General features: G+C 49.5%; 19 protein-coding genes. 7 read left to right on the plus strand and 12 right to left on the minus strand.

The annotated features are described in order from the left end of the window. Positions 1 to 13 precede the first annotated feature (13 nt). Complete coding sequence (gene panC, locus RN22_RS11470) at positions 14 to 892, plus strand: pantoate--beta-alanine ligase (protein WP_046304379.1); 879 nt, start codon at positions 14 to 16, stop codon at positions 890 to 892. A 225-nt stretch (positions 893 to 1,117) separates the two neighbouring features. Here panC and RN22_RS11475 read toward each other — a convergent pair whose 3' ends face one another. Genes RN22_RS11475 through RN22_RS11485 form a run of 3 tightly spaced genes read right to left on the minus strand, consistent with a single transcriptional unit; the run spans position 1,118 to position 4,478 of the window. Beyond that, positions 1,118 to 1,888, minus strand: a complete 771-nt coding sequence (locus RN22_RS11475) for an ABC transporter permease (RefSeq protein WP_002537437.1) — start codon at positions 1,886 to 1,888, stop codon at positions 1,118 to 1,120. Continuing rightward, positions 1,885 to 2,808, minus strand: a complete 924-nt coding sequence (locus tag RN22_RS11480) for an ABC transporter ATP-binding protein (RefSeq protein WP_002537436.1) — start codon at positions 2,806 to 2,808, stop codon at positions 1,885 to 1,887. The genes RN22_RS11475 and RN22_RS11480 overlap by 4 nt, the downstream gene beginning before the upstream one ends. Positions 2,809 to 2,825: 17 nt before the next feature. Beyond that, positions 2,826 to 4,478 carry a SulP family inorganic anion transporter gene (locus tag RN22_RS11485; RefSeq protein WP_046304380.1) on the minus strand — a complete coding sequence of 551 codons (1,653 nt, stop codon included), beginning with the start codon at positions 4,476 to 4,478 and terminating at the stop codon, positions 2,826 to 2,828. Between the two features lie 337 nt (positions 4,479 to 4,815). On the opposite strand from RN22_RS11485, the gene can reads away from it, so the two are divergent. Continuing rightward, positions 4,816 to 5,463: a carbonate dehydratase gene (gene can / locus RN22_RS11490; protein WP_046304381.1), complete on the plus strand. Its 648-nt coding sequence runs from the start codon at positions 4,816 to 4,818 to the stop codon at positions 5,461 to 5,463. Positions 5,464 to 5,527: 64 nt separating this feature from the next. On the opposite strand, the gene hpt is transcribed toward can, so the two are convergent. Next, positions 5,528 to 6,061, minus strand: a complete 534-nt coding sequence (hpt, locus tag RN22_RS11495) for a hypoxanthine phosphoribosyltransferase (protein ID WP_002537431.1) — start codon at positions 6,059 to 6,061, stop codon at positions 5,528 to 5,530. 246 nt (positions 6,062 to 6,307) lie between these two features. Between hpt and RN22_RS11500 the strand changes: the two genes are divergently transcribed. After that, entirely contained in the window at positions 6,308 to 6,913 is a 606-nt protein-coding gene (locus RN22_RS11500; protein WP_046304382.1) for a TetR/AcrR family transcriptional regulator, read from the plus strand. A 68-nt stretch (positions 6,914 to 6,981) separates the two neighbouring features. Here the strand turns inward: RN22_RS11500 and RN22_RS11505 are convergent, their stop codons facing one another. The 6 genes from RN22_RS11505 to RN22_RS11530 all read right to left on the minus strand — a co-directional run bounded on the left by RN22_RS11505 (position 6,982) and on the right by RN22_RS11530 (position 13,125). Continuing rightward, positions 6,982 to 8,010, minus strand: a complete 1,029-nt coding sequence (locus RN22_RS11505; RefSeq protein WP_002537427.1) for an ABC transporter ATP-binding protein — start codon at positions 8,008 to 8,010, stop codon at positions 6,982 to 6,984. After that, a complete protein-coding gene (locus tag RN22_RS11510; protein ID WP_046304383.1) occupies positions 8,007 to 9,638 on the minus strand; it encodes an iron ABC transporter permease in 1,632 nt (543 codons plus the stop codon). Before RN22_RS11510 ends, RN22_RS11505 begins: the two co-directional genes overlap by 4 nt. Positions 9,639 to 9,697: 59 nt before the next feature. Then, positions 9,698 to 10,714, minus strand: coding sequence for a Fe(3+) ABC transporter substrate-binding protein (locus RN22_RS11515; RefSeq protein ID WP_002537424.1), 1,017 nt, complete (start codon positions 10,712 to 10,714; stop codon positions 9,698 to 9,700). Positions 10,715 to 10,876: 162 nt separating this feature from the next. Beyond that, positions 10,877 to 12,106, minus strand: a complete 1,230-nt coding sequence (locus RN22_RS11520) for an ammonium transporter (RefSeq protein ID WP_002537422.1) — start codon at positions 12,104 to 12,106, stop codon at positions 10,877 to 10,879. 21 nt (positions 12,107 to 12,127) lie between these two features. Then, a complete protein-coding gene (glnK, locus tag RN22_RS11525) occupies positions 12,128 to 12,466 on the minus strand; it encodes a P-II family nitrogen regulator (protein WP_002537421.1) in 339 nt (112 codons plus the stop codon). A 281-nt stretch (positions 12,467 to 12,747) separates the two neighbouring features. Further along, positions 12,748 to 13,125, minus strand: coding sequence for a YacL family protein (locus RN22_RS11530; protein WP_046304384.1), 378 nt, complete (start codon positions 13,123 to 13,125; stop codon positions 12,748 to 12,750). A 160-nt stretch (positions 13,126 to 13,285) separates the two neighbouring features. On the opposite strand from RN22_RS11530, the gene RN22_RS11535 reads away from it, so the two are divergent. The 3 genes from RN22_RS11535 (at position 13,286) to RN22_RS11545 (ending at position 17,050) form a co-directional block, all read left to right on the plus strand. Further along, complete coding sequence (locus tag RN22_RS11535) at positions 13,286 to 14,416, plus strand: sugar diacid recognition domain-containing protein (protein WP_082111399.1); 1,131 nt, start codon at positions 13,286 to 13,288, stop codon at positions 14,414 to 14,416. Between the two features lie 114 nt (positions 14,417 to 14,530). Continuing rightward, positions 14,531 to 15,889 carry a GntP family permease gene (locus RN22_RS11540; RefSeq protein ID WP_046304385.1) on the plus strand — a complete coding sequence of 453 codons (1,359 nt, stop codon included), beginning with the start codon at positions 14,531 to 14,533 and terminating at the stop codon, positions 15,887 to 15,889. A 21-nt stretch (positions 15,890 to 15,910) separates the two neighbouring features. Next, a complete protein-coding gene (locus RN22_RS11545) occupies positions 15,911 to 17,050 on the plus strand; it encodes a glycerate kinase (RefSeq protein WP_046304386.1) in 1,140 nt (379 codons plus the stop codon). Between the two features lie 76 nt (positions 17,051 to 17,126). Here RN22_RS11545 and acnB read toward each other — a convergent pair whose 3' ends face one another. Together acnB and RN22_RS11555 are read right to left on the minus strand one after the other, a co-directional pair. Then, on the minus strand, positions 17,127 to 19,724 hold the full coding sequence (acnB, locus tag RN22_RS11550) for a bifunctional aconitate hydratase 2/2-methylisocitrate dehydratase (RefSeq protein ID WP_046304387.1): 2,598 nt from the start codon (positions 19,722 to 19,724) through the stop codon (positions 17,127 to 17,129). A 227-nt stretch (positions 19,725 to 19,951) separates the two neighbouring features. Continuing rightward, entirely contained in the window at positions 19,952 to 22,228 is a 2,277-nt protein-coding gene (locus RN22_RS11555) for a patatin-like phospholipase family protein (RefSeq protein ID WP_046304391.1), read from the minus strand. An 80-nt stretch (positions 22,229 to 22,308) separates the two neighbouring features. Here RN22_RS11555 and RN22_RS11560 point away from each other — a divergent pair. Then, on the plus strand, positions 22,309 to 23,782 hold a 1,474-nt coding region (locus tag RN22_RS11560), incomplete at its 3' end, for a methyl-accepting chemotaxis protein (protein ID WP_046304388.1).

The following is a 23,782-nucleotide window of genomic DNA, read 5'->3' on the forward strand; positions in this document are numbered from 1 at the left end:
GGAATGCCGATAAATGCAAGTAATCGCTGAGATTGCCCCACTCCGTGAACAGGTTCAGCAATGGCGCCGTGAAGGCCAGCGCATTGCGTTTGTCCCTACCATGGGTCACCTGCACGACGGTCACCTCACTCTGGTTCGCAGAGCCCGTGAGAATGCCGATGTAGTGGTTGTTAGCATCTTCGTTAACCCAATGCAGTTTGATAAAGCGGATGATTTGGCGGCGTATCCTCGCACGCTGGATGAAGACATTGCCAAACTGAACACTGAAGGGGTTGAGGTGGTATTCACCCCGACCGCAGACATCATGTACCCCAATGGCATGGACAATCACGCATTTGTGGATGTTCCGGGCCTTTCCGGTGTGCTTGAAGGCGCTTCCCGCCCAGGCCACTTTAAAGGCGTAGCAACCGTTGTTTCCAAGCTGTTCAATATGGTTCAGCCGGATGTGGCTTGCTTTGGTGAGAAAGACTTCCAGCAACTTGCCGTGATTAAAAAGATGGTGGACGATCTTTGCCTGCCTATCGAAATCATTCCTGTTGCCACAGTGCGTGAAATGGATGGGCTTGCCATGAGCAGCCGTAATACCCGTTTGACCGTCGATGAGCGTCAACGTGCGCCAGTGTTGGCAAAAACCCTGCGTTGGATCAGTAGCCAAATGCGTGGTGGCCGTAGCGACTACAGCGAACTGGTGCTTGACGGTAACGACCAGCTGCGCGCAGCAGGTCTGGAGCCTGACGAGATTTTCATTCGTGATGCCAACACCTTGCAACCTATCAGCGAGCACACTTCTAAAGCCGTGATTCTGGCAGCTGCCTTCCTGAGCCAGGTTAGACTTATCGATAACCTTACTGTTGATTTGACCCCGCAGGTCACTGACGACAGCGAAGAGTAATGCAGTCGCACTCAGATAGAAAAAAACCGCCGGAAGGCGGTTTTTTTCTACTTATACCAATCACAGTAGGTAGGTGCTCATAAATAGCGTAGGAAAAATGCTCAAGAACAAGGCGAAAAGTTTCGATAAGTAGCAACTCTACAATCAAACTTTTCAACGCAGTTATCGAGCATTTTAACAAGCTAGGATGAGCAGATATTTACTACGATTGGTATCGTATCGCGCTTAGCTTCGAAGGCCAATACCACGACTGATGAGATACCATGCCAGTGTATACAGTCCGACGACAAACAGACTTAATACCGCAAATGACGTCACGATATTCACATCAGACACACCAAGAAAGCCGTAACGGAAAGCATTCACCATGTAGACGATAGGGTTCAGCTTCGACACGCCCTGCCAGAATTCAGGAAGCAGAGAGAGCGAATAAAACACCCCACCCAGATACGTCAGCGGTGTGAGTACAAAGGTCGGGATGATACTGATGTCATCAAAGCTTTTTGCAAACACAGCATTGATCAATCCACCTAGTGAAAAGACCACCGATGTTAGGAACACCGTGGCCACAATCACGCCGAGATGGGCAATCTTAAGGTCGACAAAAAACAGCGACACCATGGAGACCATCACCCCAACCGCCAAGCCTCTTGCCACACCGCCGCCGACATAACCGGCGATCATGATGTAGTTCGGTACAGGTGCAACCATCAGTTCTTCAATGTTCCGGTGCATTTTGGCACTGAAAAAGGAAGAGGCCACGTTGGAGTAAGAGTTGGTGATCACCGACATCATGATAAGACCCGGTACGATGTAAGCCATGTAACTGAAGCCGCCCATTTCACCAATCCGGCTGCCAATCAGGTTACCGAAGATGATGAAATACAAGGTCATGGTAATGGCAGGTGGCACCAGCGTTTGCACCCAGATACGGGTAAAGCGGGTCACTTCCTTGATGATGAGGCTTTTAAAAGCCACCCAGTAAAGTTTATTCATGCTTTGGCCTCCGCATTTTCGCGCACCAGCGTCACGAACAACTCTTCCAATCGGTTAGCTTTATTTCTCATCGAGAGCACCTGGATACCTTGCGCGGTCAACTGTTCAAAGACAGTGTTCAGGCCTGTGTGTTTATGCACATCAACTTCCAGTGTGTGGTCATCGACTTGCACCCACTGAACGCCTTCCAGGCTTTTTACTGAGCTGTCCGGTGCGAGATCCAGAACAAAGGTTTCCACATCCAGTTTCTTTAAAAGCGCTTTCATCGAGGTGTCTTCAATCAGCTCACCACGGTTAATGATGCCGATATTACGACACAGCATTTCCGCTTCTTCGAGATAGTGAGTGGTCAGGATGATAGTGATGCCCTGCTTGTTGATTTCCTGCAGGAAAGTCCACATCGAGCGGCGCAGTTCAATATCTACACCCGCTGTAGGCTCATCCAGAATAAGCAGTTTTGGCTCGTGCATCAGGGCGCGCGCAATCATCAGACGGCGCTTCATACCACCAGACAGATTACGGGCAGATTCGTTGCGCTTCTCCCAAAGGTCGAGCTGGGTGAGGTATTTTTTAGCGCGGCGCTTCGCTTCTTCACGCTCTACGCCGTAGTACCCAGCCTGATTAACAACGATTTGTTCCACTTTCTCGAACTGATTGAAGTTAAACTCCTGAGGCACCAGTCCAATTTGTTTTTTGGCTTCAACCAGTTGGGTGTCGATGTCGTAACCGAAAATCTTCACCTTGCCAGACGTTTTGTTTACCAGTGAGCTGACGATCCCAATCGTCGTGGATTTTCCGGCACCGTTAGGACCAAGAAGGGCGTAAAAATCGCCCTCCTCAACCGATAAAGACACCCCTTTAAGCGCTTTGACATCCGTGCCATATACCTTGACCAGATTGTCGATTTCAATTGCTTTCATAAGTGTTATTTATTCTTTTATGGCATGACTTCCGTTAGCCGCTTGGCAGCATTGAGCGCATCGTAACGGGAATCGAACATGTGCGTGTCAGCGACCCAGTCGCCAACATGAAGGCGTTTTAGCTGTTCTGTGGTCTGCTCATGAGGACTGAGCAAGAACACAGTACAATTCGCTTCGCGGGCATCGGCAATGGCGTTTTCCAGCGCGAGACCCACTGTCATGTCAATCAGAGGCACATCACTCAAATCCAGGATCATGACGCGATAATCGCTGATACTGGTGTGTTGTCGGGAGATGGCTTTGGACACGCTGAAGATCATTGGGCCGGAGAGATAGAAAAACAACACCTTTCCATCAGAATTATCTAATAAATCTCGCTCTTCGTCTGTTAGAGGAACATCATCCTCATCCGCATCACTGATGGCTTTCACCTGCTTCGCCTGCTCTCGGCTAAGCCTTTCAATCACGATCACATTGGAAATGAAAACACCCAAGCCGACGGCAACAATCAAATCGACAAAGACTGTCAGTGCCATGACGCCATACATAATGGCCGTTTGGTGCTTACTTACCTTGTGGGCGCGCTGCAGGAAACTCCAATCAAGAATGTTAATACCCACATAAAGTGCGATACCGGCCAACACGGCCATCGGAATGGGTTCTGTCAGGAATCCTGCTACCAACACCACTGCCGCGAGAATAAGGGCGCGAACAATCCCTGCCAACGGTGAGCGGGCGCCAACCTGCACATTCACCACCGTACCCATGGTGGCACCGGCACCTGGCAGTGCACCGAACATACCGGAAATGATGTTTGCAATACCTTGACCACGAAGCTCTTTGTCAGAGTTATGCTCTTCACGGGTCAATGAGTCTGCAATCACTGCCGTCAGCAGCGTATCGATACAACCCAAGGTACCCAGCACCAGCGCATCAATCACCATAGTGGTGAGCTGTTCTGGGGTAAAAGTCGGGAACACAATCGACGGCAAACCTGTCGGAATTTCACCGATACGGCGAATGCTCTCGATATCAAAGAAAATGACAGATAACAGGGTTACCAGTACCAGCGCAACGAGCTGGGCTGGAATGTACTTACGGTATTTTTTCGGAAAGTAAAACAGAATGCCCAGAGTCAGAAGGCCGAGGAAGAGCTCTTTAAAACTGAGATTCGAGACGGTTTCAGGCAATGCCTGAATCGTTCCCAGCACGCCGCCAGGAGGCGCTGCCTGCCCCATTAGCGGGCTAATTTGCAACAGTATCAGTATTACACCAATACCAGACATAAAACCGGATACCACGCTATATGGCATTAAGGTGACGTACTTACCCAGCTTCAGCGTGCCCAGTAAGACCTGGAATGCGCCCGCCATCATAACGACAGTAAAGGCCATTGCCATGCCCGTTTCAGGGTACCTCGCCATCATCGAGGTGAGGACAGCGGTCATGATGACCGTCATCGGGCCGGTCGGTTCAGAAATCAGTGTGGAGGAGCCGCCAAACAGCGCAGCAAACAAACCAACGAGAATAGCGCCCCAAAGACCTGCTTCAGCACCAGCGCCAGAGGCGACACCAAATGCAAGCGCAAGGGGAAGAGAAATGATGGCAGTAGTGACACCGCCGAAAATGTCGCCTTTCAGGCTCCAGTGTTTGAATCGGTCTAAATTCACAACTTGCTCCCTTTTAATACTTCCTTTTTGGCAAGCTACAAAACTGCCTACTTGGGCAATTCGCTCCTTTTTGGTGCATTCAAGCCAGACTGAAACGCACCTTTACCCAAACCCTCCGCCGTTTCGGCGATTGGTGTACACATTTTGTTCCCAAATGGTTAGCGGGGAGGAGATAAAGCGCGCCCTAGTATACCGATCAATTACGGTAACAGGGATCTGTTATATCAACCATACTGCTGGTAGGAGGAGCTAAAATGTTGAGTAGAAAGTGTTAAATTGTATCTAAATATGATCTTTTGTGGTGTATAGTTGCTCGCAGAATTTTTTAGGGGGCGCCATGGCTCAAATTAAGCAGCTTCTTTCGAATAATGTGAAATGGTCCAAAACCATCAAAGAAGACAATCCGGCTTACTTTGCGGAATTAGCAAAATCCCAGCACCCTGAATACCTATGGATAGGTTGTGCTGACAGTCGCGTACCGGCGGAGCGTCTGACAGGTCTGGACTCGGGTGAGCTATTCGTTCACCGAAACGTGGCCAATCAAGTTGTCCATACTGACCTTAACTGCCTTTCTGTGGTTCAGTATGCTGTTGACGTGCTTCAGGTAAAACACATCATCATCTGTGGACATTACCGTTGTGGTGGCGTGCACGCCGCGATTGAAAACCCTGAACTCGGCCTTATCAACAACTGGCTTCTTCACATCCGCGATCTCTACCGAAAGCACAAACGCTACCTAAGCGGCCTCACACTAGAAGAGCAGGGTAATAAGCTCTGTGAAATCAATGTTGCCGAGCAGGTCTACAATCTTGGTAATTCCACCATACTACGTGCCGCTTGGGGGCGCGGGCAGGACGTGAAGATTCACGGTTGGTTCTATGACATCAGTGATGGTGTACTGAAGGATTTGGGAATGACAGCGAATAGTGTTGCGACATTGGAAGCGGGCTATGAGTCAGCCATGTCAGAACTCATTCCTGAATAACCCCTGACATACCCAGAAACAAAAAAGCGACCAGTTGGTCGCTTTTTTCATGGCTGTTAGGCGATTAACCTTCCAGTGGTACCACTTTACCGATGTATGGCAGGTGGCGATATTTCTGAGCATAGTCGATGCCCACACCCACGACGAATTCATCAGGGATTTTGAAGCCATACCAATCTACATGTACATCGACTTCACGACGCTCTGGTTTGTCGAGCAGCGTACAGATGCGGATAGATTTAGGCTCACGAATAGACAGGATTTCGCATACTTTGCTCAGGGTGTTACCAGTGTCGATAATATCTTCCACCAGCAACACATCTTTCCCTTTGATGTCGTCATCCAGATCTTTCAGGATACGCACATCACGGGTACTTTCCATCGCATTGCCGTAGCTTGATGCTGTCATGAAGTCGACTGAATGAGGCAGCTCAATTGCACGCGCCAGATCCGCCATGAATACAAAAGAACCACGCAACAGGCCAACCATGACCAGGTCCTGAGAATCTTTATAGTGCTCAGTGATTTCAGCACCCAACGCCTTCACACGCTGTTGGACTTCTTGCTCTGAAATCATCACTTCTACGGTATGTTTCATTTTAACCCTCGACGGCTATCCGCCAGACTACCTGTGTAAATGAGGTCGGACATTCTACCACTGCCGCTTGCTCAAGCCTACTCTCGATGCACGTCAAAATTTCGACGCTCTATAGCGTCAAGCCGTTGTTAAGCAACTTGTTGCTGTTGTACACTTCGCAAGCAGTTGTTATTTAGCGTGTTACATCAATATAAAGTTTGTCCGATATAGGCAGACTAAATTCGTTATAAGTTGGCAGGAACCAGGATGACTACATCAAGTGGACGTACAAGGACCCGTTTGTCGCCTGAGCAGAGGAAGGAACAACTGCTCGGCTATGCGCTGGAAGTGTTTTCCAAGCGTGGCATCGGGCGTGCAGGGCATGCAGATATTGCAGATATGGCGCAAGTCTCTGTGGCAACCGTATTTAATTACTTCCCAACCCGGGAAGATCTCGTCGAAGCCGTACTCAAAGAAGCAGAAAAAGAGTTTCAACAGATTATTGCCCGCCACCTTCACTTGGGAAAAAACCACGTTCGTAATTCATTGTCGTTCGTGACTTCCGCGGTGATCGACGCAGCGTTGGCAGACAAAGAGTGGCTGAAAGTCTGGTATGAGTGGAGCACATCTATCCGCGAAGACATCTGGCCAAATTTTGTGGAAGGCAAAAACGTGGTTTTGGAGCAATACACCGCCCTATTCAATCACGGCATTCAAGAAGGTGTGATCCCAGAACGTCGCTCAGCCATTGAGCTGGCACGACTCTTTGACGGTGTATGCTACATTCTTTATCTTCAAACTAACCAGCAACCGGATAAAGAAGCATTGATTCGCCAGGCGGATGGTTACATTGACATGCTTTGCGGCCACTAAGTCCCGCAAGCAACCAAGAAAAAACCGGCTTATGCCGGTTTTTTGTATTCTATGTCAACTCACTCACATTAAGAGGCTTCGAACAGCACCGGCGGGTGTGGCCTGATATCGAGTCTAACCTTGTCACCCATATCCAAAAGCTGGTTAGAGTAAACCATTAAGCTTTGTCCATTCACATCCACGAGATAGCGGCAACTGTCACCCATAAACTGCACATCACTCACGACACCATTGCCAGAATCATCTGGGGTAATTGAGAGGTTTTGTGGGCGGATAAGCCATTCCAAATCGCTGCCATTTGCGGCTTGCTCTACTGGCCACTCTCCCAATGGCGTATACATTTTACTGTCGCCATTTACAGATACCGGCACATATGAGCCGTGTCCCAGAAAATCTGCCACAAAACGGCTGCTTGGACTGTAGTAAAGATCGGTCGCACCACCATATTGCTCAATCACACCTTTATTCATCACCGCCAATTTATCGGCGAAAGCAAAGGCTTCTTCTCGACTGTGGGTGACGAAAATGGCCGTCACACCCTGCTCTTTGAAAATCTTGCGGATTTCTTTGATTAGACTGTGGCGCACTTGCGTGTCGATATTGGAAAAAGGTTCATCCAGTAACAGAAGATCTGGCTTACCAGCCAACGCGCGAGCAATCGCAACACGCTGTTGTTGACCGCCGGAAAGTTGATGCGGATAACGGCTTTCGAGACCATCCAGTTTTACCAACGCCAGCATTTCTTGGACACGTGCGTTGGTGGCCAATTTGTCCCAACCTTTCAGACCGAACGACACATTCTCTGCCACGGTTAGGTGTGGGAACAGGGCATAGTCCTGAAAAATCATGCCGATATTGCGCTGCTCAGGTGGCACATTCAGCGAGGGGCCTACAATCTGGCGGCAATTAATCATCATCTCGCCACTGTCTAAAGGCAGCAGGCCAGCGATGGCTTTCAGCAGAGTCGTTTTACCGCAGCCGCTTGCCCCGAGTAGGCAGACAATTTCGCCTTTTTCGACTCGGAACGTGAGATCATTCAGCACTGCCTGGCCGTTATAACGACAAATCAGATTGCTTACAGTCAGTGCACAACTCATGAGTGGCTTTGCTCCAAAGAACGGTTAATCATGATCAGAGGGATAAGTCCAACCAACACCAGTAATACTGCTGGTAAAGCTGCATATTCAAGGTGTTCGTCGGAAGCATAGTTAAAGACATAGGTCGCCAGCGTTTCGAAATTAAAAGGGCGAAGCAACAATGCCGCATTAAGCTCTTTCATCGATTCAATAAATACCAGCAGCATGGCAATCAAACAGCCACGGCGAATAAGAGGTAATTGCACGCGCTGAATCATGCTGCGTACATTACAGCCCATGGTGCGCGCAGCCATATCCAGCGACGGTGAAACCTTTGCAAGACTCGATTCAACACTGCCGATTGCGACCGCACTGAAACGTACCACAAATGCTGTCAACATGGCGAACATAGTGCCGGAAAGAAGGAGTCCCGGACGTCCCCAATCCATGGCTTTAGCAATATCATTGATAATGTGATCAGCACTGGTCAGGAAAATCAGCACACCAATCGCCAGCACAGTCCCTGGTACCGCATACCCCATTGAGGCGATACGGATAGGCACATTACTCGCAGCACGGCCGGAAAGACGCTTATAGAAATTCACCAATAGCGCAATAATCAATGCCACCACGGCAGCAATTGCCGACACATAAAGGCTGTTCACACTGTATTGTGCAAAATCTTCCACCGAACTGCTGGAATGGTAATCCCACGCATAGATAAGAAGTTGGCCAAGCGGCGCGATAAACGCGATGGTGAAAAGCCCCCAACACCATAATGTCGCCAACACTTTGTATTTGCCTCGAAGCGGTGATTTGGCAATGGTGTCCGGCGTGACATTCTGACTGAAAAGCTTTTGTTTGCGGCGGCTATAGCGCTCACTGCTAATCAGCACAAAAATCACCACCAGCATAATGGCAGAAATCTTCGCTGCTGCATTGAGGTTGGAATAGCCCAACCAAGTGTCGTATACCGCCGTTGTCAGCGTACTCACGGCGAAATAGGAAACGGTACCGAAATCACCGAGCGCTTCCATAGCAACCAGCGAAGCTCCCACTGCAATAGCAGGACGGGCAAGCGGCAGTGAAACACGGAAAAAGCTTTGTGTTGGGGTGCAGCCAAGCAGGCGTGCCGATTGAGTCAGCGTCAGGCTTTGTTCCATGAAAGCCGCACGGGCAAGAAGATAGATATACGGGTACAGCACTAACGCCAAGACAAAACATGCACCTGGCAAGGTGCGTAAATCAGGGAACCAGTATTGCGCGGCTGATGTCCAGCCTGTCACATCCCTCAGAAGGAGTTGAATAGGGCCAGCAAAATCAAACCAATCGGTATAGATATAACCAACAATATAGCCGGGCATTGCAAGGGGAAGTACCAAGGCCCACTGCAACCAACGATCTCCGGGAATGGCATAGTTGGCCATCAACCAGGCTGAGGGAATGCCCATTAAAAGGGAAAGAGAAACAGTGCCTAAGACCAACAACGCGGTATTGAGCGTGTAAGTACCCATCACCGTAGACATCAGGTGACCAAAGACTTCGTCGGATTCACCAAGCGAAGTGTAAAAGATTGCCAAAATAGGCAAAACCAGCAGCAGGGAAAACACCCAACTACTGGCTTTCAAAAATCGATTCTGTTCTAACATTGCCTACAACATTATGGCGTCAGAATGCAGTAAGGGGGAACCAAGTTCCCCCTTCACCATTACAGGTCGAATTTCACTTCATCAAGAAGCTTCATCGCTGTTGCGTAGTTATCCGCAATGGTTTCAAGTGGCAGATCGTCTGCGTTGTATTCACCCCAAGAGGCCACCAGCTCAGAGCTTGCAACGCCCGGCTTAACTGGCTCTTCGTAGTTCACTTCCGCGTACATCTTTTGTGCCGCATCTGACGTCAGGTACTCCATCAGTTTTTGTGCGTTTTCTTTGTTTGGCGAGTATTTCGCCATTGCCATACCGCTGATGTTCACATGTGTGCCGTCAGCTTTTTGGCCAGGGTAGTTCAGGTATACGCTCTCAGCCCAAGGAATTTGCTTCTCGTCGGCCAGCATTTTACCCAGGTAGTAGCTGTTACCCAGAGACACGTCACACAGACCTTCAGAGATCGCTTTGACTTGTGCACGGTCATTACCCTGTGGTTTACGGGCCAGATTCGCTTTCACGCCTTCCAGCCATGCTTTTGCTTCTGCTTCGCCATGGTTAGCGATGATAGAGGCAACCAGGGAAACATTGTACGGATGCTTACCAGAGCGTGTACAGATTTTTCCTTTGAATTCAGGCTTCGCCAGATCCATGTAGTCAAAATCCGCACCCAGTTGACCTACACGGTCACGAGAAGAGTATACCGCGCGAGAACGCGTAGTCAGGGCAAACCAGCGATCTTCACCATCACGGTATTGTGCAGGTACGTTTTCATCAATGATGTTGCTATCAACAGGTTGAACCAGGTCTTTATTTACCAGCTCCATCAGACGAGAGATATCAACGGTCAGCAGAACGTCAGCCGGGCTGTATTCGCCTTCCTGCTCAACTTTCTCAGCCATACCTTTCTTAGCAAACTTCACGTTTACCTTGATACCTGTCTCCTTGGTGAACTGATCAAGCATTGGCTCAATCAGAAACGGCTGACGGTAAGAGTATACGTTCACTTCTTCTGCAGCTTGCGCTACGCCTGTACCCATAACTCCAAACATCAGTGCTGATGCAGTCAACAGCTTTTTCATATCCTTGATTCCCTAAAGTGCAAATTCAAATGAGAACGTTTATCAATGCGATTAGTATACACACCAAATATGCGTATGCAATACGTTATGTAACCGATAAATAGCAAAAAGCCCCGCATCCAAAGGATGCAGGGCTTGGTAAGCACCTAGAAATGTTACATATTATTTCACGCTAACAAACTCTGGGTAAGCATCTACACCACAGTCGTGGAAGTCCATGCCTTCAAGTTCTTCTTCTTCACCTACACGGATACCCATGGTGGCTTTCAGCACTGCCCAAACCGCCAGGCTTGCACCGAATACCCAAGCAAAGATAACTGCTGCACCGAAGATTTGTGCGCCGAAAGTCGCGTCAGCGTTGCTGAAAGGTACTGCCAGCAGACCAAACAGACCACAAGTACCGTGCACAGAGATTGCACCTACTGGATCGTCAATCTTCAGTTTATCCAGACCAACGATACTGATAACAACCAGTGCACCAGACAGACCACCGATAGTCAGTGCCGCGACTGGAGATGGTGACAGTGGGTCAGCAGTAATCGCTACCAGACCAGCCAACGCGCCGTTCAATACCATTGTCAGGTCAGCTTTACCCCAAGTGGCTTTACACACTGCCAGTGCCACAATAGCACCCGCTGCTGCTGCTGCATTGGTGTTCAGGAAGATTTGGCCAACTGCTGTTGCGTTTTCAAAGTCTGAAACCATCAGCTGCGAACCACCGTTGAAGCCGAACCAACCGAACCACAGGATGAAAGTACCCAGGGTTGCCAGTGGCAGGTTTGAGCCAGGGATTGGGTAGATTTGACCGTTCTTGCCGTATTTGCCTTTACGTGCACCCAGCAGGAGAACACCTGCCAATGCCGCAGCAGCACCCGCCATGTGAACAATACCTGAACCTGCGAAGTCGCTGAAACCAGCTTCTGACAGGAAGCCACCGCCCCACGTCCAGTAACCTTCCATTGGGTAGATAAACGCTGTCAGTACAACAGAGAACGCCAGGAAAGCCCAAAGCTTCATACGTTCAGCTACTGCACCAGAAACCACAGACATTGCAGTCGCTACGAAGACAACCTGGAAGAAAAAGTCAGATTCAAGAGAGTGGTCCGCGCCTTCGCTTTGAGTACCAATCAAGGCACCGAACGATGGCAGCCAGCCGCCTTCCGTGTTGTCGACATACATGATGTTGTAGCCCACCAGCAGGTAAGTCGTACACGCAATCGCATACAGACAAACGTTCTTAGTGAGAATTTCCGTGGTGTTTTTAGAACGCACCAGACCAGCTTCCAGCATGGCAAAACCTGCCGCCATCCACATTACAAGTGCACCTGAAATCAAAAAGAAAAAGGTATCGAGCGCGTAACGCAGCTCTGTCACAGTTGTAGTCAGTTCCATCTTTCTTACTCCCCTAAACCCTTAAATCGCTTCTGCGTCCATCTCGCCAGTACGAATACGTACAGCTTGCTGGAGGTCATAAACAAAAATCTTTCCATCGCCAATCTTGCCGGTCTGTGCCGCCTTGCTGATGGCTTCAATAATTTCGTCAACGTTTTCGCTATGCGCTGCAATTTCCAGCTTCACTTTAGGCAGAAAATCCACTTGGTATTCCGCGCCGCGATAAAGTTCTGTGTGGCCTTTCTGACGACCAAAACCTTTTACCTCTGACACTGTCATCCCATCTACGCCGACTTCAGCCAGTGCTTCACGCACATCGTCGAGCTTGAAGGGTTTGATAATTGCGTTGATCAATTTCATTACCGTCTCCTTGAACCAGAATTTAATTGTGTTCTGGTCAAGTAATAAACAAATGGCGTGCCAGTTTTTTATTTTATTATTATTCAGACACTTACCGTTAAATTGTAAATTCAATGATTTTTGGCGCACCATATTGGTGCGTGGAATTCACCGCAATCAGGCAATGCTGGGGAAAGTTGAGGGGTACGCACCAAAAAGTTGCGTCAGGAAAGTTGGACAATAGAAGGATAAAAGATTGGACTAACGGTCATCCTTTACCGTTATCTTTAAATATCAGTCAATTAGCGACCATAGCGGCGGATGAAGTCTTGCCATGCTTCAAGCACCAAAAGGAGGTCTTCCGGTCCACAAAGTGACACACTTTCCTCTTCATAGGCATGAAGGTCCACATCTGGCATCTCTTCATCACTACCTTCAAGCACGATATTGGCCTGCACCAAGGCTTCTTCCTGTGTCAGTTGCAGGAGGAACACTTTACCTGAGCGAGTCCATTCAACACCTTGCTCCATGACCAGCTTCAGATTTTCCAAAACTTCATCAATGGCATCATGGTCTGTGCCAAGTTCATCAACCAGCCAACGCCCCAGTGCCTCATGCCCCATTGATAGTTCCGCATGAAAGCTATCGTCTAAAGTATTGCGTCGAAATTCGTAGTCCACGTGTACCCTCCGATCATTGAGAGGCCATTGTTTATATTCTCTAATAAGATGCAACGCGTTTTTTCACTTATGAAGTTCACATATTTCATCAACAATGAAGCACCCTACTCATTGCGAAAAGTAATCTATGGGAAATATCAATATCCTTTCATAGCTATCCATGAAGATTACGCCAGACTTAGCCAACGCCATTGTCCAACGCGCGATAAAGATCATAAAAAATGCCCTGAATGTCATGGATGAGCAAGGTTACATCATTGCCTCTACCGATCATTCGAGGCTTCATCAACGCCACGAAGGCGCGATTCTGGCGCTATCCGAAAAGCGCACTATCGAAATTACTGACGAAATGCAGCACAACATGTGGGGCGTAAAACCCGGTGTTAATCTGCCCATATTTTTTAAGGATCAGGCCATCGGCGTGATTGGGATATCGGGAAGGCTGGAGGATGTCAGACAGTATGGCGAGCTGGTTAGGATGGCCGCCGAAATGACGGTTGAACATGCACACGAATTGGAATTATTAAGGTGGAGTGAAACCAGAAAAGAGGAATTTGTTCAGCAGTGGTTACAATACGAAACCAACGAAGATCATTTGCGTTCGATTGCCGCCAAGCTCAACGTCAACATGGATACGTCATTCGGCATTGCACTATGCCAGCACCCGATTGACATTGACCAACGCACCATCACCAAACAGCTCTCCCAGATCAATCCACACATTCTCAAGGCCAGCTGCAATAGCATGACTTTGGTCATTCTTGTTCCCCTTCAAGGCAAGAAACAGGAAACGCAGCACATGCACTGGGAGAAAAGTACGAAGCGCCTGCTAAAAGATATGAAAGGCACAAACAAATATCGCTGGGTGTTCAGCACTCCAGTTCATTCCATTGGTGGCGTGCGAAGTGCTTTTTCCGGATTATGCTCTTTACTCAACGGGTTGCCGGAAAACCAGCATTTAGCCAATATTTCTGATTATCCGCTGGCCGCCCTGCTTAATCCGATTTCCGAAACTTGGCAACTTGAACAAGTCGACAATATTCTCCAAACCATTACCGATAAAAATCCGGTTCTGTTGAGCACACTGCAAACGTGGTTCCTCCAGAACAGTGATATAGATAAAGCTGCTTCGTCGCTTTCCATTCACCCTAATACGGTGCGCTATCGCCTGAGGCAGATTGAGGAATGTACCGGTTTTTTACTGACAAACTTTCAGCATAAAGGGCTTCTTTATGCTGCTTTGACTATCAGGCCGACCTCACAATGGATTGTTACATTAAACAAAAAATGACGAAAAACAGCCGAGTAATTTGTATTTACAAACATAGTTTTCATCAATATCAGTCTGGAAAATACACACGATAACAACATAACAAATGCCATTACCCTACAAGGAGACTCACCCATGGAACTCGTTATCGTGTTATTGGTAGCCATCGCCTTTGTGGTGCTATCAACGTCCAAGTTTAAAATTCACCCCTTTCTCGCACTACTTGGTGCCGCCTTTTTAACTGCATTACTTTCGGGCCTGCCACTGGACAGTATTGCTAAAACCATCAGTGGTGGCTTTGGCGGTATTCTGGGCTATATCGGTCTGGTGATCATGCTGGGTACCATTATCGGTACTATCCTTGAACGCTCTGGCGCGGCCATCACGATGGCAGATACCATTATCAAACTGCTTGGTGATCGCTTTCCTAGACTGACCATGTCACTGATAGGTTATCTGGTGTCCATTCCCGTATTTTGTGATTCAGGGTATGTAATTTTGAACTCCCTAAAACGCGCCATGACCAAGCGTATGGGCGTTTCGGCTGTCGGCATGAGTGTTGCGCTTGCAACCGGCCTGTATGCCACACACACTTTTGTTCCGCCAACTCCAGGCCCTATTGCCGCAGCCGGTAACCTCGATCTGACAAACAATTTAGGGCTGGTCATTGGTTTAGGGCTGATTGTCGCGGCGGCTACCGCTCTGGCTGGTCTGGCTTGGGCAAACTACGCATCTTCACGCTACGAGTGTGGTGAAGATGACGAAGTAGCAGAGTGTTACGAAACGCTGAAAGCCCGCTATGGGAAATTACCAACAGCTGCTCAGGCCTTCTCACCTATCTTGATCCCTATCGTCCTCATCTGCCTCGGCTCAATCGCTAATTACCCAAGTGCTCCTCTTGGTGACGGCACATTAAAAACCGTACTGGCTTTCCTGGGTTCACCACTTAATGCACTGGTTGTTGGCCTATTCATTGCCCTACCACTGGTGAAAACATCGGAAGATAAACCAACGAAAGGTGAAGCGCTGACTGCTCAGGTTTCCGATGCGATTTCTACTGCTGCTCCAATCCTGCTGATCACGGGTGCAGGTGGCGCATTCGGTGCCGTGCTTAAAGCAACTGGTGTGGGGCCTCAACTGGGCGAGACGCTCTCTACTCTGGGCATCGGTCTGTTTATGCCATTTATCGTGGCCGCCGCTTTGAAAACAGCGCAAGGTTCATCAACCGTTGCTTTGGTCACCACATCTGCACTGGTTGCACCGATGCTAGGCGACCTAGGATTGGCGACCGAAATGGGACGCGTGCTGACCGTGCTGGCGATTGGAGCTGGAGCAATGACAGTCTCACATGCCAATGACAGCTTCTTCTGGGTCGTTACCCAGTTCAGCAAAATGTCGGTGAGCACTGCATACCGCGCGCAAACCATAGCCACCCTTATCCAAGGTATGACGGGCATTATCACCGTCTATATTCTTAGTTTAATACTTCTGTAATTTGTTTTTTGGAGCCCAAGAATGCATGTCGTCATTGCCCCTGACTCTTTTAAAGAAAGCCTGAGTGCCGCAGAAGTCGCTCAGGCCATAGAAAACGGCTTTAAGACTGTTCTTCCAACTTGTCGCTTCACCAAACTGCCCATGGCAGACGGCGGCGAAGGCACCGTGCAATCACTGGTCGATGCCACTGGCGGTAACATTATTCAAGTCAGTGTCACAGGCCCACTTGGTACACCCGTTGAAGGCTTCTTTGGTCTGCTGGGTGATGGCGAAACCGCTGTTATCGAAATGGCTGCCGCTTCAGGTCTTCATTTGGTTCCATCCAAAGAGCGCAACCCTCTGGTAACCACCAGCTTCGGTACGGGTGAACTGATTAAAGCAGCACTGGATCATGGCGCTAAGCACCTGATTGTCGGTATCGGCGGCAGCTCAACCAACGATGGTGGTGCAGGTATGGCTCAGGCACTTGGCGTTAAACTGTTGGACAAAGACGGACAAGCGATTGGCTTTGGTGGCGGCGCATTGGCAAGTCTTCACACCATCGATTGCAGCGATGTCGACTCACGCCTCAAGAGCGTGAAACTTGAAGTCGCTTGTGATGTCGACAACCCACTGTGCGGTGAAAAAGGCGCGTCAGCGGTTTTCGGTCCGCAAAAAGGGGCCACACCGGAGATGGTAAACACGTTGGATGCCAACCTTGCTATCTATGCTGACATAATGAAATCAGAGCTTGGCAGTGATGTGAAAAACTGCGCAGGTGCCGGTGCAGCAGGTGGTATGGGCGCAGCATTAATGGGCATTTTCAATGCCGACCTGCGTCCGGGTATCGAAATCGTCATGGATGCCGTTAACCTGTCTGAGCAGCTGAAAGATGCAGATCTGGTCATCACAGGCGAAGGCCGTATCGACAGCCAAACTATTCGCGGCAAAACCCCAATTGGTGTAGCACGCTGTGCCAAGCAATTTAACCTGCCAGTCATCGGCATCGCAGGTAGCATCACTCAAGATAGCGTTGTGGTGTATGACCACGGGATCGATGCGTTGTTCAGCGTGGTATCAGGTGCATGTACCTTGGAAGATGCGCTGGCTAATGCCAAAAAGAATGTTGAGCTGACCGCCCAGAATGTAGCGAGAACATTGAAGCTAGGCTCTAAGTCCTAGTCTCAGGAAATCAGTATCCCCCATAACGAACAAAGCCTCCCAATTGGGAGGCTTTCTTTTATCAGTTATTCAAGCATTAAACGGCTGCTTGAATAATCACTTCGTCCGCTTTCTTGGTGTATTGATCCATACGGTGGAAGTTCAGGTAACGGTAGGTATCTGCCGCTGTCGCATCGATTTGCTTCGCGTATTCCAGATACTCTTCAACCGTTGGGATACGACCCAAGATAGCACCAACAGATGCCAGCTCAGCAGAAGACAGGTAAACGTTCGCACCTGTACCCAGACGGTTCGGGAAGTTACGGGTAGAGGTAGACAGTACGGTTGCCTTATCAGCAACACGCGCTTGGTTACCCATACACAGTGAACAGCCCGGAGTTTCGATACGTACGCCTGCACGGCCATAGATACCGTAATAGCCTTCTTCGGTCAGCTGGTCACGGTCCATCTTAGTTGGTGGAGCTACCCAAAGACGGGTTTCCAGCGTGCCACCGAATTTATCCAGCAGTTTACCTGCTGCACGGAAGTGGCCGATGTTGGTCATACAAGAACCGATGAATACTTCATCGACCTTGTCGCCAGCAACGTCAGACAGCAGACGTGCATCATCTGGGTCATTTGGTGCACAAAGGATTGGCTCGTTGATCTCAGCCAGATCGATTTCGATCACTTCTGCATATTCTGCATCTGCGTCAGCTTCCATCAGCTCTGGGTTCGCCAGCCATGCTTCCATCGCAGAAATACGACGCTCGATGGTACGACGGTCGCCGTAGCCTTCGCTGATCATCCACTTCAGCATCACGATGTTAGAAGACAGGTACTCTGCCACTGACTCTTGAGACAGCTTCACAGTACAACCTGCAGCAGAACGCTCTGCTGATGCATCAGACAGTTCGAATGCCTGCTCAACCGTCAGGTGCTCAACACCTTCGATTTCCAGAATGCGACCAGAGAATGCGTTGATCTTACCGGCTTTCTCTACGGTCAGCAGGCCTTGCTTGATGGCGTAGTAAGGGATCGCATGCACAAGGTCACGCAGAGTGATGCCTGGCTGCATTTCACCTTTGAAACGAACAAGGATTGATTCTGGCATATCCAGAGGCATTACACCTGTCGCCGCTGCGAATGCAACCAGACCAGAACCTGCTGGGAATGAAATGCCCAGTGGGAAACGGGTGTGTGAGTCACCGCCGGTACCTACAGTATCTGGCAGCAACATACGGTTCAGCCATGAGTGGATAACACCATCACCCGGACGCAGGGAAACACCGCCGCGGTTCATGATGAAATCTGGCAGCGTGTGGTGAGTGTTCACATCAACTGGCTTAGGATACGCCGAAGTGTGACAGAAAGACTGCATAGTCAGGTCAGCAGAGAAGCCCAGACATGCCAGATCTTTCAGCTCATCACGGGTCATAGGACCGGTGGTGTCCTGAGAACCGACTGTAGTCATCTTAGGCTCACAGTAAGTACCTGGGCGGATACCTTCAACGCCACATGCCTTACCAACCATCTTCTGACCAAGGGTAAAGCCTTTGCCAGAGTCAGCCACTGGTTGTGGACGACGGAATACGTCAGATGGCTCCAGACCCAGCGCTTCACGTGCACGGTCTGTCAGACCACGACCGATGATCAGAGGAATACGGCCGCCCGCACGTACTTCATCGTAAAGTACATCGGTTTTCAGAGAGAACGTAGACAGCACGTCATCAGAGCCGTGGCTGCGAACTTCACCTTTGAACGGGTAGATATCAATCACATCGCCCATGTTCAGCTTGGAAACGTCCAGCTCGATTGGCAGTGCGCCAGCATCTTCCATGGTGTTGAAGAAGATAGGGGCAATTTTGCCACCCAGACAGAAACCGCCTGCGCGCTTGTTTGGAACGTTTGGAATGTCATCGCCCATGAACCAAAGCACAGAGTTGGTCGCAGACTTACGCGATGAACCCGTACCGACAACATCACCCACGTAAACCAGTTGGTGACCTTTTTCTTTCAGCGCTTCAATTTGCTTGATTGGGCCAACTACACCCGCTTGGTCTGGATTGATACCGTCGCGCTCGTTTTTCAGCATCGCCAGTGCGTGCAGTGGGATGTCTGGACGAGACCATGCATCTGGTGCTGGTGAAAGGTCGTCAGTGTTGGTTTCACCAGTCACTTTAAATACTGTCAGGGTGACTTTTTCAGGAACATTCGGCTTGGAAAGGAACCACTCAGCTTCCGCCCAAGACTCCATCACCTGCTTCGCAAATGCGTTACCCGCTTTCGCTTTTTCTTCTACATCGTAGAAAGCATCGAACATCAGCAGAGTGTGAGAGAGCGCTTTAGCCGAAATTGGCGCTAACTTATCGTCATCCAGCAGAGAGACTAACGGCTCGATATTGTAACCACCTTGCATGGTACCAAGCAGTTCGACCGCACGTTCTTGGCTAATCAGCGGAGAGCTATCTTCGCCCTTCGCTACAGCTGCCAGAAAGCAAGCTTTAACATAGGCTGCTTCATCAACACCCGGTGGGATACGGTTTTCCAGTAGATCGACAATGGTGCTTTCTTCACCGGCTGGTGGGTTCTTGAGCAATTCAATTAGGGCTGCGGTTTGCTCCGCATCAAGTGGTTTAGGGACGATGCCCTGAGCAGCACGTTCTTCGACGTGTTTACGATAGGCTTCAAGCACGACGTTTTCCTCATATTGCGGTCCGGCCGTCGCGGCCAGACATCCTTGGAATAAAGCTCGGCTCGCAGGCACCGGATGAAATGTAGGAGGTAGCTATCTTTCTATGGTGCCCTGCGTAACGGAGCAGGCATGTTATCACTTTTTAACCAAATTTTAAATTCCAGGCACGGAATGAAACAATTGGTTTATCAGTGAGAACGAAGCGGCCGCCTCGTTCTCTGCGTCCTTTAGAAGTGGGACCCGACTATAAAATAGAACGAATCGAGATCATTTTCTGTACGACCATAGGCGACAATGATGGGTCCCAACGGTGAATCGACCCCAGCAAATATACTGCCTGCCGTGTAAAACGGTATATCTTTTAGTGAAAAATCTGGGTTGTTCCACACTCCACCGTACTCAAGGGAAGTCCCTAAATACACAGGAGATTTAAACAAACCAAAGTCGTTATCCAGCAGGCGATAGCGGTAAACCAACGCACTGTAAGCGATATTGTTCGCCCAGAGCGAATCTCTTGGAATACCTGACAGGTTCAGAAAGCCCCCAAGCTCGTGAGGTTCAATAAGCACATTCCCGACACGCGCGTTGATGGTGCCGTATTTTGCTTTGCCGTAAAGGGTATGTTTTCGCCAGGTCTGGGCGTAAATTCCTTCCACGTTCAACACTGCCGCTTCGCTTTCTTCGCGATCACCCTGATAATCGACCTTGTCCTTTGCATAACCCAGAGAGGCGTCGATATATCCACCGATGTTTGGAAACACCCTGTTATCCAAGGTATCTAGCGTAAAGGAGAGATAGGGCATCGAACGTTCATAATCGCTCGTCAGGGACAGGCTGTTCGCCAACTTCTCTTCACCATAAACGTGACGGTAACCAAGCTTGAACTCTCCCCAAAGCTTTGGCTGCCAACCTACGCTGGCGTCCCCAATCACTTCGCTGTAGCGAGTACCGATGGCAAAGCTATCACTACCCAATACTGGCTCTTGATCACCACGGTAATAGGCATTGCGCTCTCTTACCTCCAATCCGCCGAGTATTTCAGCGAAGAAAGTCTGCTCTGCAGAAAACGGTATATACAGCTCGGCTTGGGCTTTCTTGTCAGAGCCCAACTCAAAGGTGGATCGCAGCTCTGCACCATAATCAGACAGCCCTGTGGTATTGATGCTGACACCTGCAGAGAAATTGGTGTCTGACTCGAAGTTATCTTCAAGAGCAAAGCGGAAGTCGACAAAATTCGGCCCCCAGCTCTTTTCGGCCACATCAACGACCAGTACGTTTTCCTTACCTTCCTGTTCAAGGTGATAACGCACGGTTTCAAAACGGTCGAGGGCGTAAAGATTCTGCACCGATTTCTCGAGATTTTCGGAATCCATTTTGCCCGTTTGTAGGTTTAGGCGAGCTTTAAGCACTTCGTCAGAGAAACTGGTGTCGTTATTAATCACGATACGATCAACATCCAGCGTATCCCCATAAAGCATCAGTCTGCGGCGCTTTTGTTTCTCTTCCACATACTCCTGATACTCACCAGAAGTCATGCTGATCCTTTCCAGAGCATCGCGGTTGACCATGGCAATCTCATAGCCTTTCTGCAGCGCTTCCGGCACACGATCAAATTCGGTGGTTTCCATGTCCCCGACATCAGGCGTCAGTAGGAAATCGCCTTTATCCATGTTAGAGATTTGCTTTTCCGTACTCTGGCGAACCATAAAGTTCACCAATTGGTTCATAACCTGAAGGTAAGAGCCAAGCTCTTCCGCTGGGTAATAGTCGGTACTGATATCAACGGCAATAACTATATCTGCGCCCAGTGCTTTTGCCACATCCACTGGCAGATTATTCACGGGACCGCCATCAACGAGATAGTGGCCTTCGAGCTCTACGGGAGGTAACGCCCCCGGAACCGCCATACTCGCCAGCATGGCTTCGGTCAGTTGACCATCACCGATCACCACAGGGATCAGGCGTTCAATGTCTGTGGCCACAGCGCGGTAAGGCACCACCATTTGGTCAAACGATTCAAAGGAAGGCAGATTGCCCGTCGACTCTCGAAGAATACGGATCATATTCTGACCCTGTACAACCCCTTGGGGTGTTTTTAGACTTTTAAAGTCGAAGCCAAGGTTAGTGGAGAGGTTGTAGCGATCTTCATGTTCTTTGTCGCGGATGCGCCTATCCCCCCGGTAAACCCTGTCTTGATAACCTTCATTCCAATCCAGGGATTCCATCATAGCGCCGATTTCATCCGCGCTCATGCCCGTGGCATAAAGTCCACCTACATAGGCACCCATACTGGTACCGGCAATGTAGTCGACAGGGATATGCATTTCTTCCAATGCCTTAAGCACACCCACGTGCGCCGCGCCTTTCGCGCCTCCCCCACCAAGCACCAATCCAACTGTTGGTCTTTGAGAATTATTTTCCGCAAACGCTAAAGATGCAGACAGCGTGGCCGACAACAGAATCACTGCAGTAACCAACCTGCCCTTTAGAAGCCTAATCAACATTTTTTTGCTGCCTTGCAATTTTGATGTTCCTTAAAAGCGACACATAACGCCGAGCTCATATCGGCACCACGGAGAAAAGTATGAATTTCACGCGGTTAACTATAAAACAGAAACTCATTTTCGCGATGATCTCAGCGGTTATCGCATCCACCACCCTCGTCAGTTTCCTGAGTCTCACCAAAGCCCACGATATGGTAGAGGCGCGTCTGCTCGACAATGAGCTGCCGCTACTTCTCACCAATATCCGTGAAGAAGTGGAGCAAAGTGTCACCCAACTGAAAGCCGCCGCAGAGCAACTGGCCAGCATGCCAATGATGGCAACCGCCGTTCAGGCTGCGGGAGACCCTCGCGCGAAATCAGATATCGTCGACACCCTTCAGTCACTTAAACAACAATACCAGTTAACGGATGCTTCTGTCGCCAATCGTGCAAACGGTGACTACTGGAACCAGGACGGCTTTCTACGCCAGCTGAAACCAGAAGACAGTTCCTGGTTCTTTAAACTGGTCAGCAGCGGCAAAGCACGCACCACCAGCGTATACCGGGAAGATAACGGCGACCTGAAGCTGTTTGTAAACTACCAACAGCTTAACGGCCCCCTATTGGCTGGTCTGTCCCGCTCGATGGATAAAATGGTCAGCTTTTTGAACCAGTTCAAAGTTGAGCAAAGCGGTTTTGTGTTTATGGTTTCTCGCGATGGTCGTGTGCAATTGCACCGCGACAGTGTCCACATGGGCAACAGTAACATCGCGCAGATGTATCAGGAAAATGTTCGCGACCTGTTAATTCAACGTGACTTTAACCTGATTGAAGCCTCAACCAATGAGCGTGATGTTCTGTTGGCCTCTAGCTACATCCCTTCTCTTGACTGGTTTGTCGTGGCGGAAGTACCTACCGATGAGGTTTACGATGAGCTCACCAGCACGGCGCAACAGATCATTCTGCTGTCCGTCTTGGTGTGTGCGCTGATTGCTGTTGCTGCGGTATTCCTTGCATCAACCATCACCCGTCCTATCTCCGATCTGGCGAAAGTTTTCCGTGATATCGGTGAAGGTGAAGGCGATCTCCGCCAACGTCTTGAAGTCAAAAGCAACGACGAAATCGGCCAGCTTGCGCAGGGCTTCAATGGTTTCGTCAGCAAAATCCATCAGGTGGTGGGTGACGTAGCTGCCACCAGTCAATCACTGAACAACTCGGCATCTGTCGTGGCTGAACAAGCACAAATGACCCAGAATCAGAGCCAAAGTCAGCGTGACCGTACCATGTTGGTGGTTACTGCCATCAATGAAATGGGAGCGACGGTAAACGAAATCGCGGCCAATGCTGCCCATGCGGCGGATTCAGCCAACAATGCCGCGAATGAAACGGCGACGGGCCAGAGCGTGGTCATGTCGGCGCAAGATAATATTCAGCAGCTGGCCACTGACATGAACAACATGGCAGAAGTGATCCGCAAACTGGCAGGCAACACTCAGCAAATCGGCGGTATTCTGGACGTGATTCGTGGTGTTTCGGAACAAACCAATTTACTGGCGCTGAATGCAGCGATTGAAG

The organism is Grimontia sp. AD028 (assembly GCF_000973155.1).
Classification (GTDB): domain Bacteria; phylum Pseudomonadota; class Gammaproteobacteria; order Enterobacterales; family Vibrionaceae; genus Enterovibrio; species Enterovibrio indicus.

What these genes read in the sequence shown, in the direction of transcription:
- panC (WP_046304379.1), top strand. Translation starts at nt 14, where the DNA reads ATGCAAGTAATCGCTGAGATTGCCCCACTCCGTGAACAGGTTCAGCAA.
- RN22_RS11475 (WP_002537437.1), bottom strand. Translation starts at nt 1,888, where the DNA reads ATGAATAAACTTTACTGGGTGGCTTTTAAAAGCCTCATCATCAAGGAA.
- RN22_RS11480 (WP_002537436.1), bottom strand. Translation starts at nt 2,808, where the DNA reads ATGAAAGCAATTGAAATCGACAATCTGGTCAAGGTATATGGCACGGAT.
- can (WP_046304381.1), top strand. Translation starts at nt 4,816, where the DNA reads ATGGCTCAAATTAAGCAGCTTCTTTCGAATAATGTGAAATGGTCCAAA.
- hpt (WP_002537431.1), bottom strand. Translation starts at nt 6,061, where the DNA reads ATGAAACATACCGTAGAAGTGATGATTTCAGAGCAAGAAGTCCAACAG.
- RN22_RS11500 (WP_046304382.1), top strand. Translation starts at nt 6,308, where the DNA reads ATGACTACATCAAGTGGACGTACAAGGACCCGTTTGTCGCCTGAGCAG.
- RN22_RS11505 (WP_002537427.1), bottom strand. Translation starts at nt 8,010, where the DNA reads ATGAGTTGTGCACTGACTGTAAGCAATCTGATTTGTCGTTATAACGGC.
- RN22_RS11510 (WP_046304383.1), bottom strand. Translation starts at nt 9,638, where the DNA reads ATGTTAGAACAGAATCGATTTTTGAAAGCCAGTAGTTGGGTGTTTTCC.
- RN22_RS11515 (WP_002537424.1), bottom strand. Translation starts at nt 10,714, where the DNA reads ATGAAAAAGCTGTTGACTGCATCAGCACTGATGTTTGGAGTTATGGGT.
- RN22_RS11520 (WP_002537422.1), bottom strand. Translation starts at nt 12,106, where the DNA reads ATGGAACTGACTACAACTGTGACAGAGCTGCGTTACGCGCTCGATACC.
- glnK (WP_002537421.1), bottom strand. Translation starts at nt 12,466, where the DNA reads ATGAAATTGATCAACGCAATTATCAAACCCTTCAAGCTCGACGATGTG.
- RN22_RS11535 (WP_082111399.1), top strand. Translation starts at nt 13,286, where the DNA reads ATGAAGATTACGCCAGACTTAGCCAACGCCATTGTCCAACGCGCGATA.
- RN22_RS11540 (WP_046304385.1), top strand. Translation starts at nt 14,531, where the DNA reads ATGGAACTCGTTATCGTGTTATTGGTAGCCATCGCCTTTGTGGTGCTA.
- RN22_RS11545 (WP_046304386.1), top strand. Translation starts at nt 15,911, where the DNA reads ATGCATGTCGTCATTGCCCCTGACTCTTTTAAAGAAAGCCTGAGTGCC.
- RN22_RS11555 (WP_046304391.1), bottom strand. Translation starts at nt 22,228, where the DNA reads ATGTTGATTAGGCTTCTAAAGGGCAGGTTGGTTACTGCAGTGATTCTG.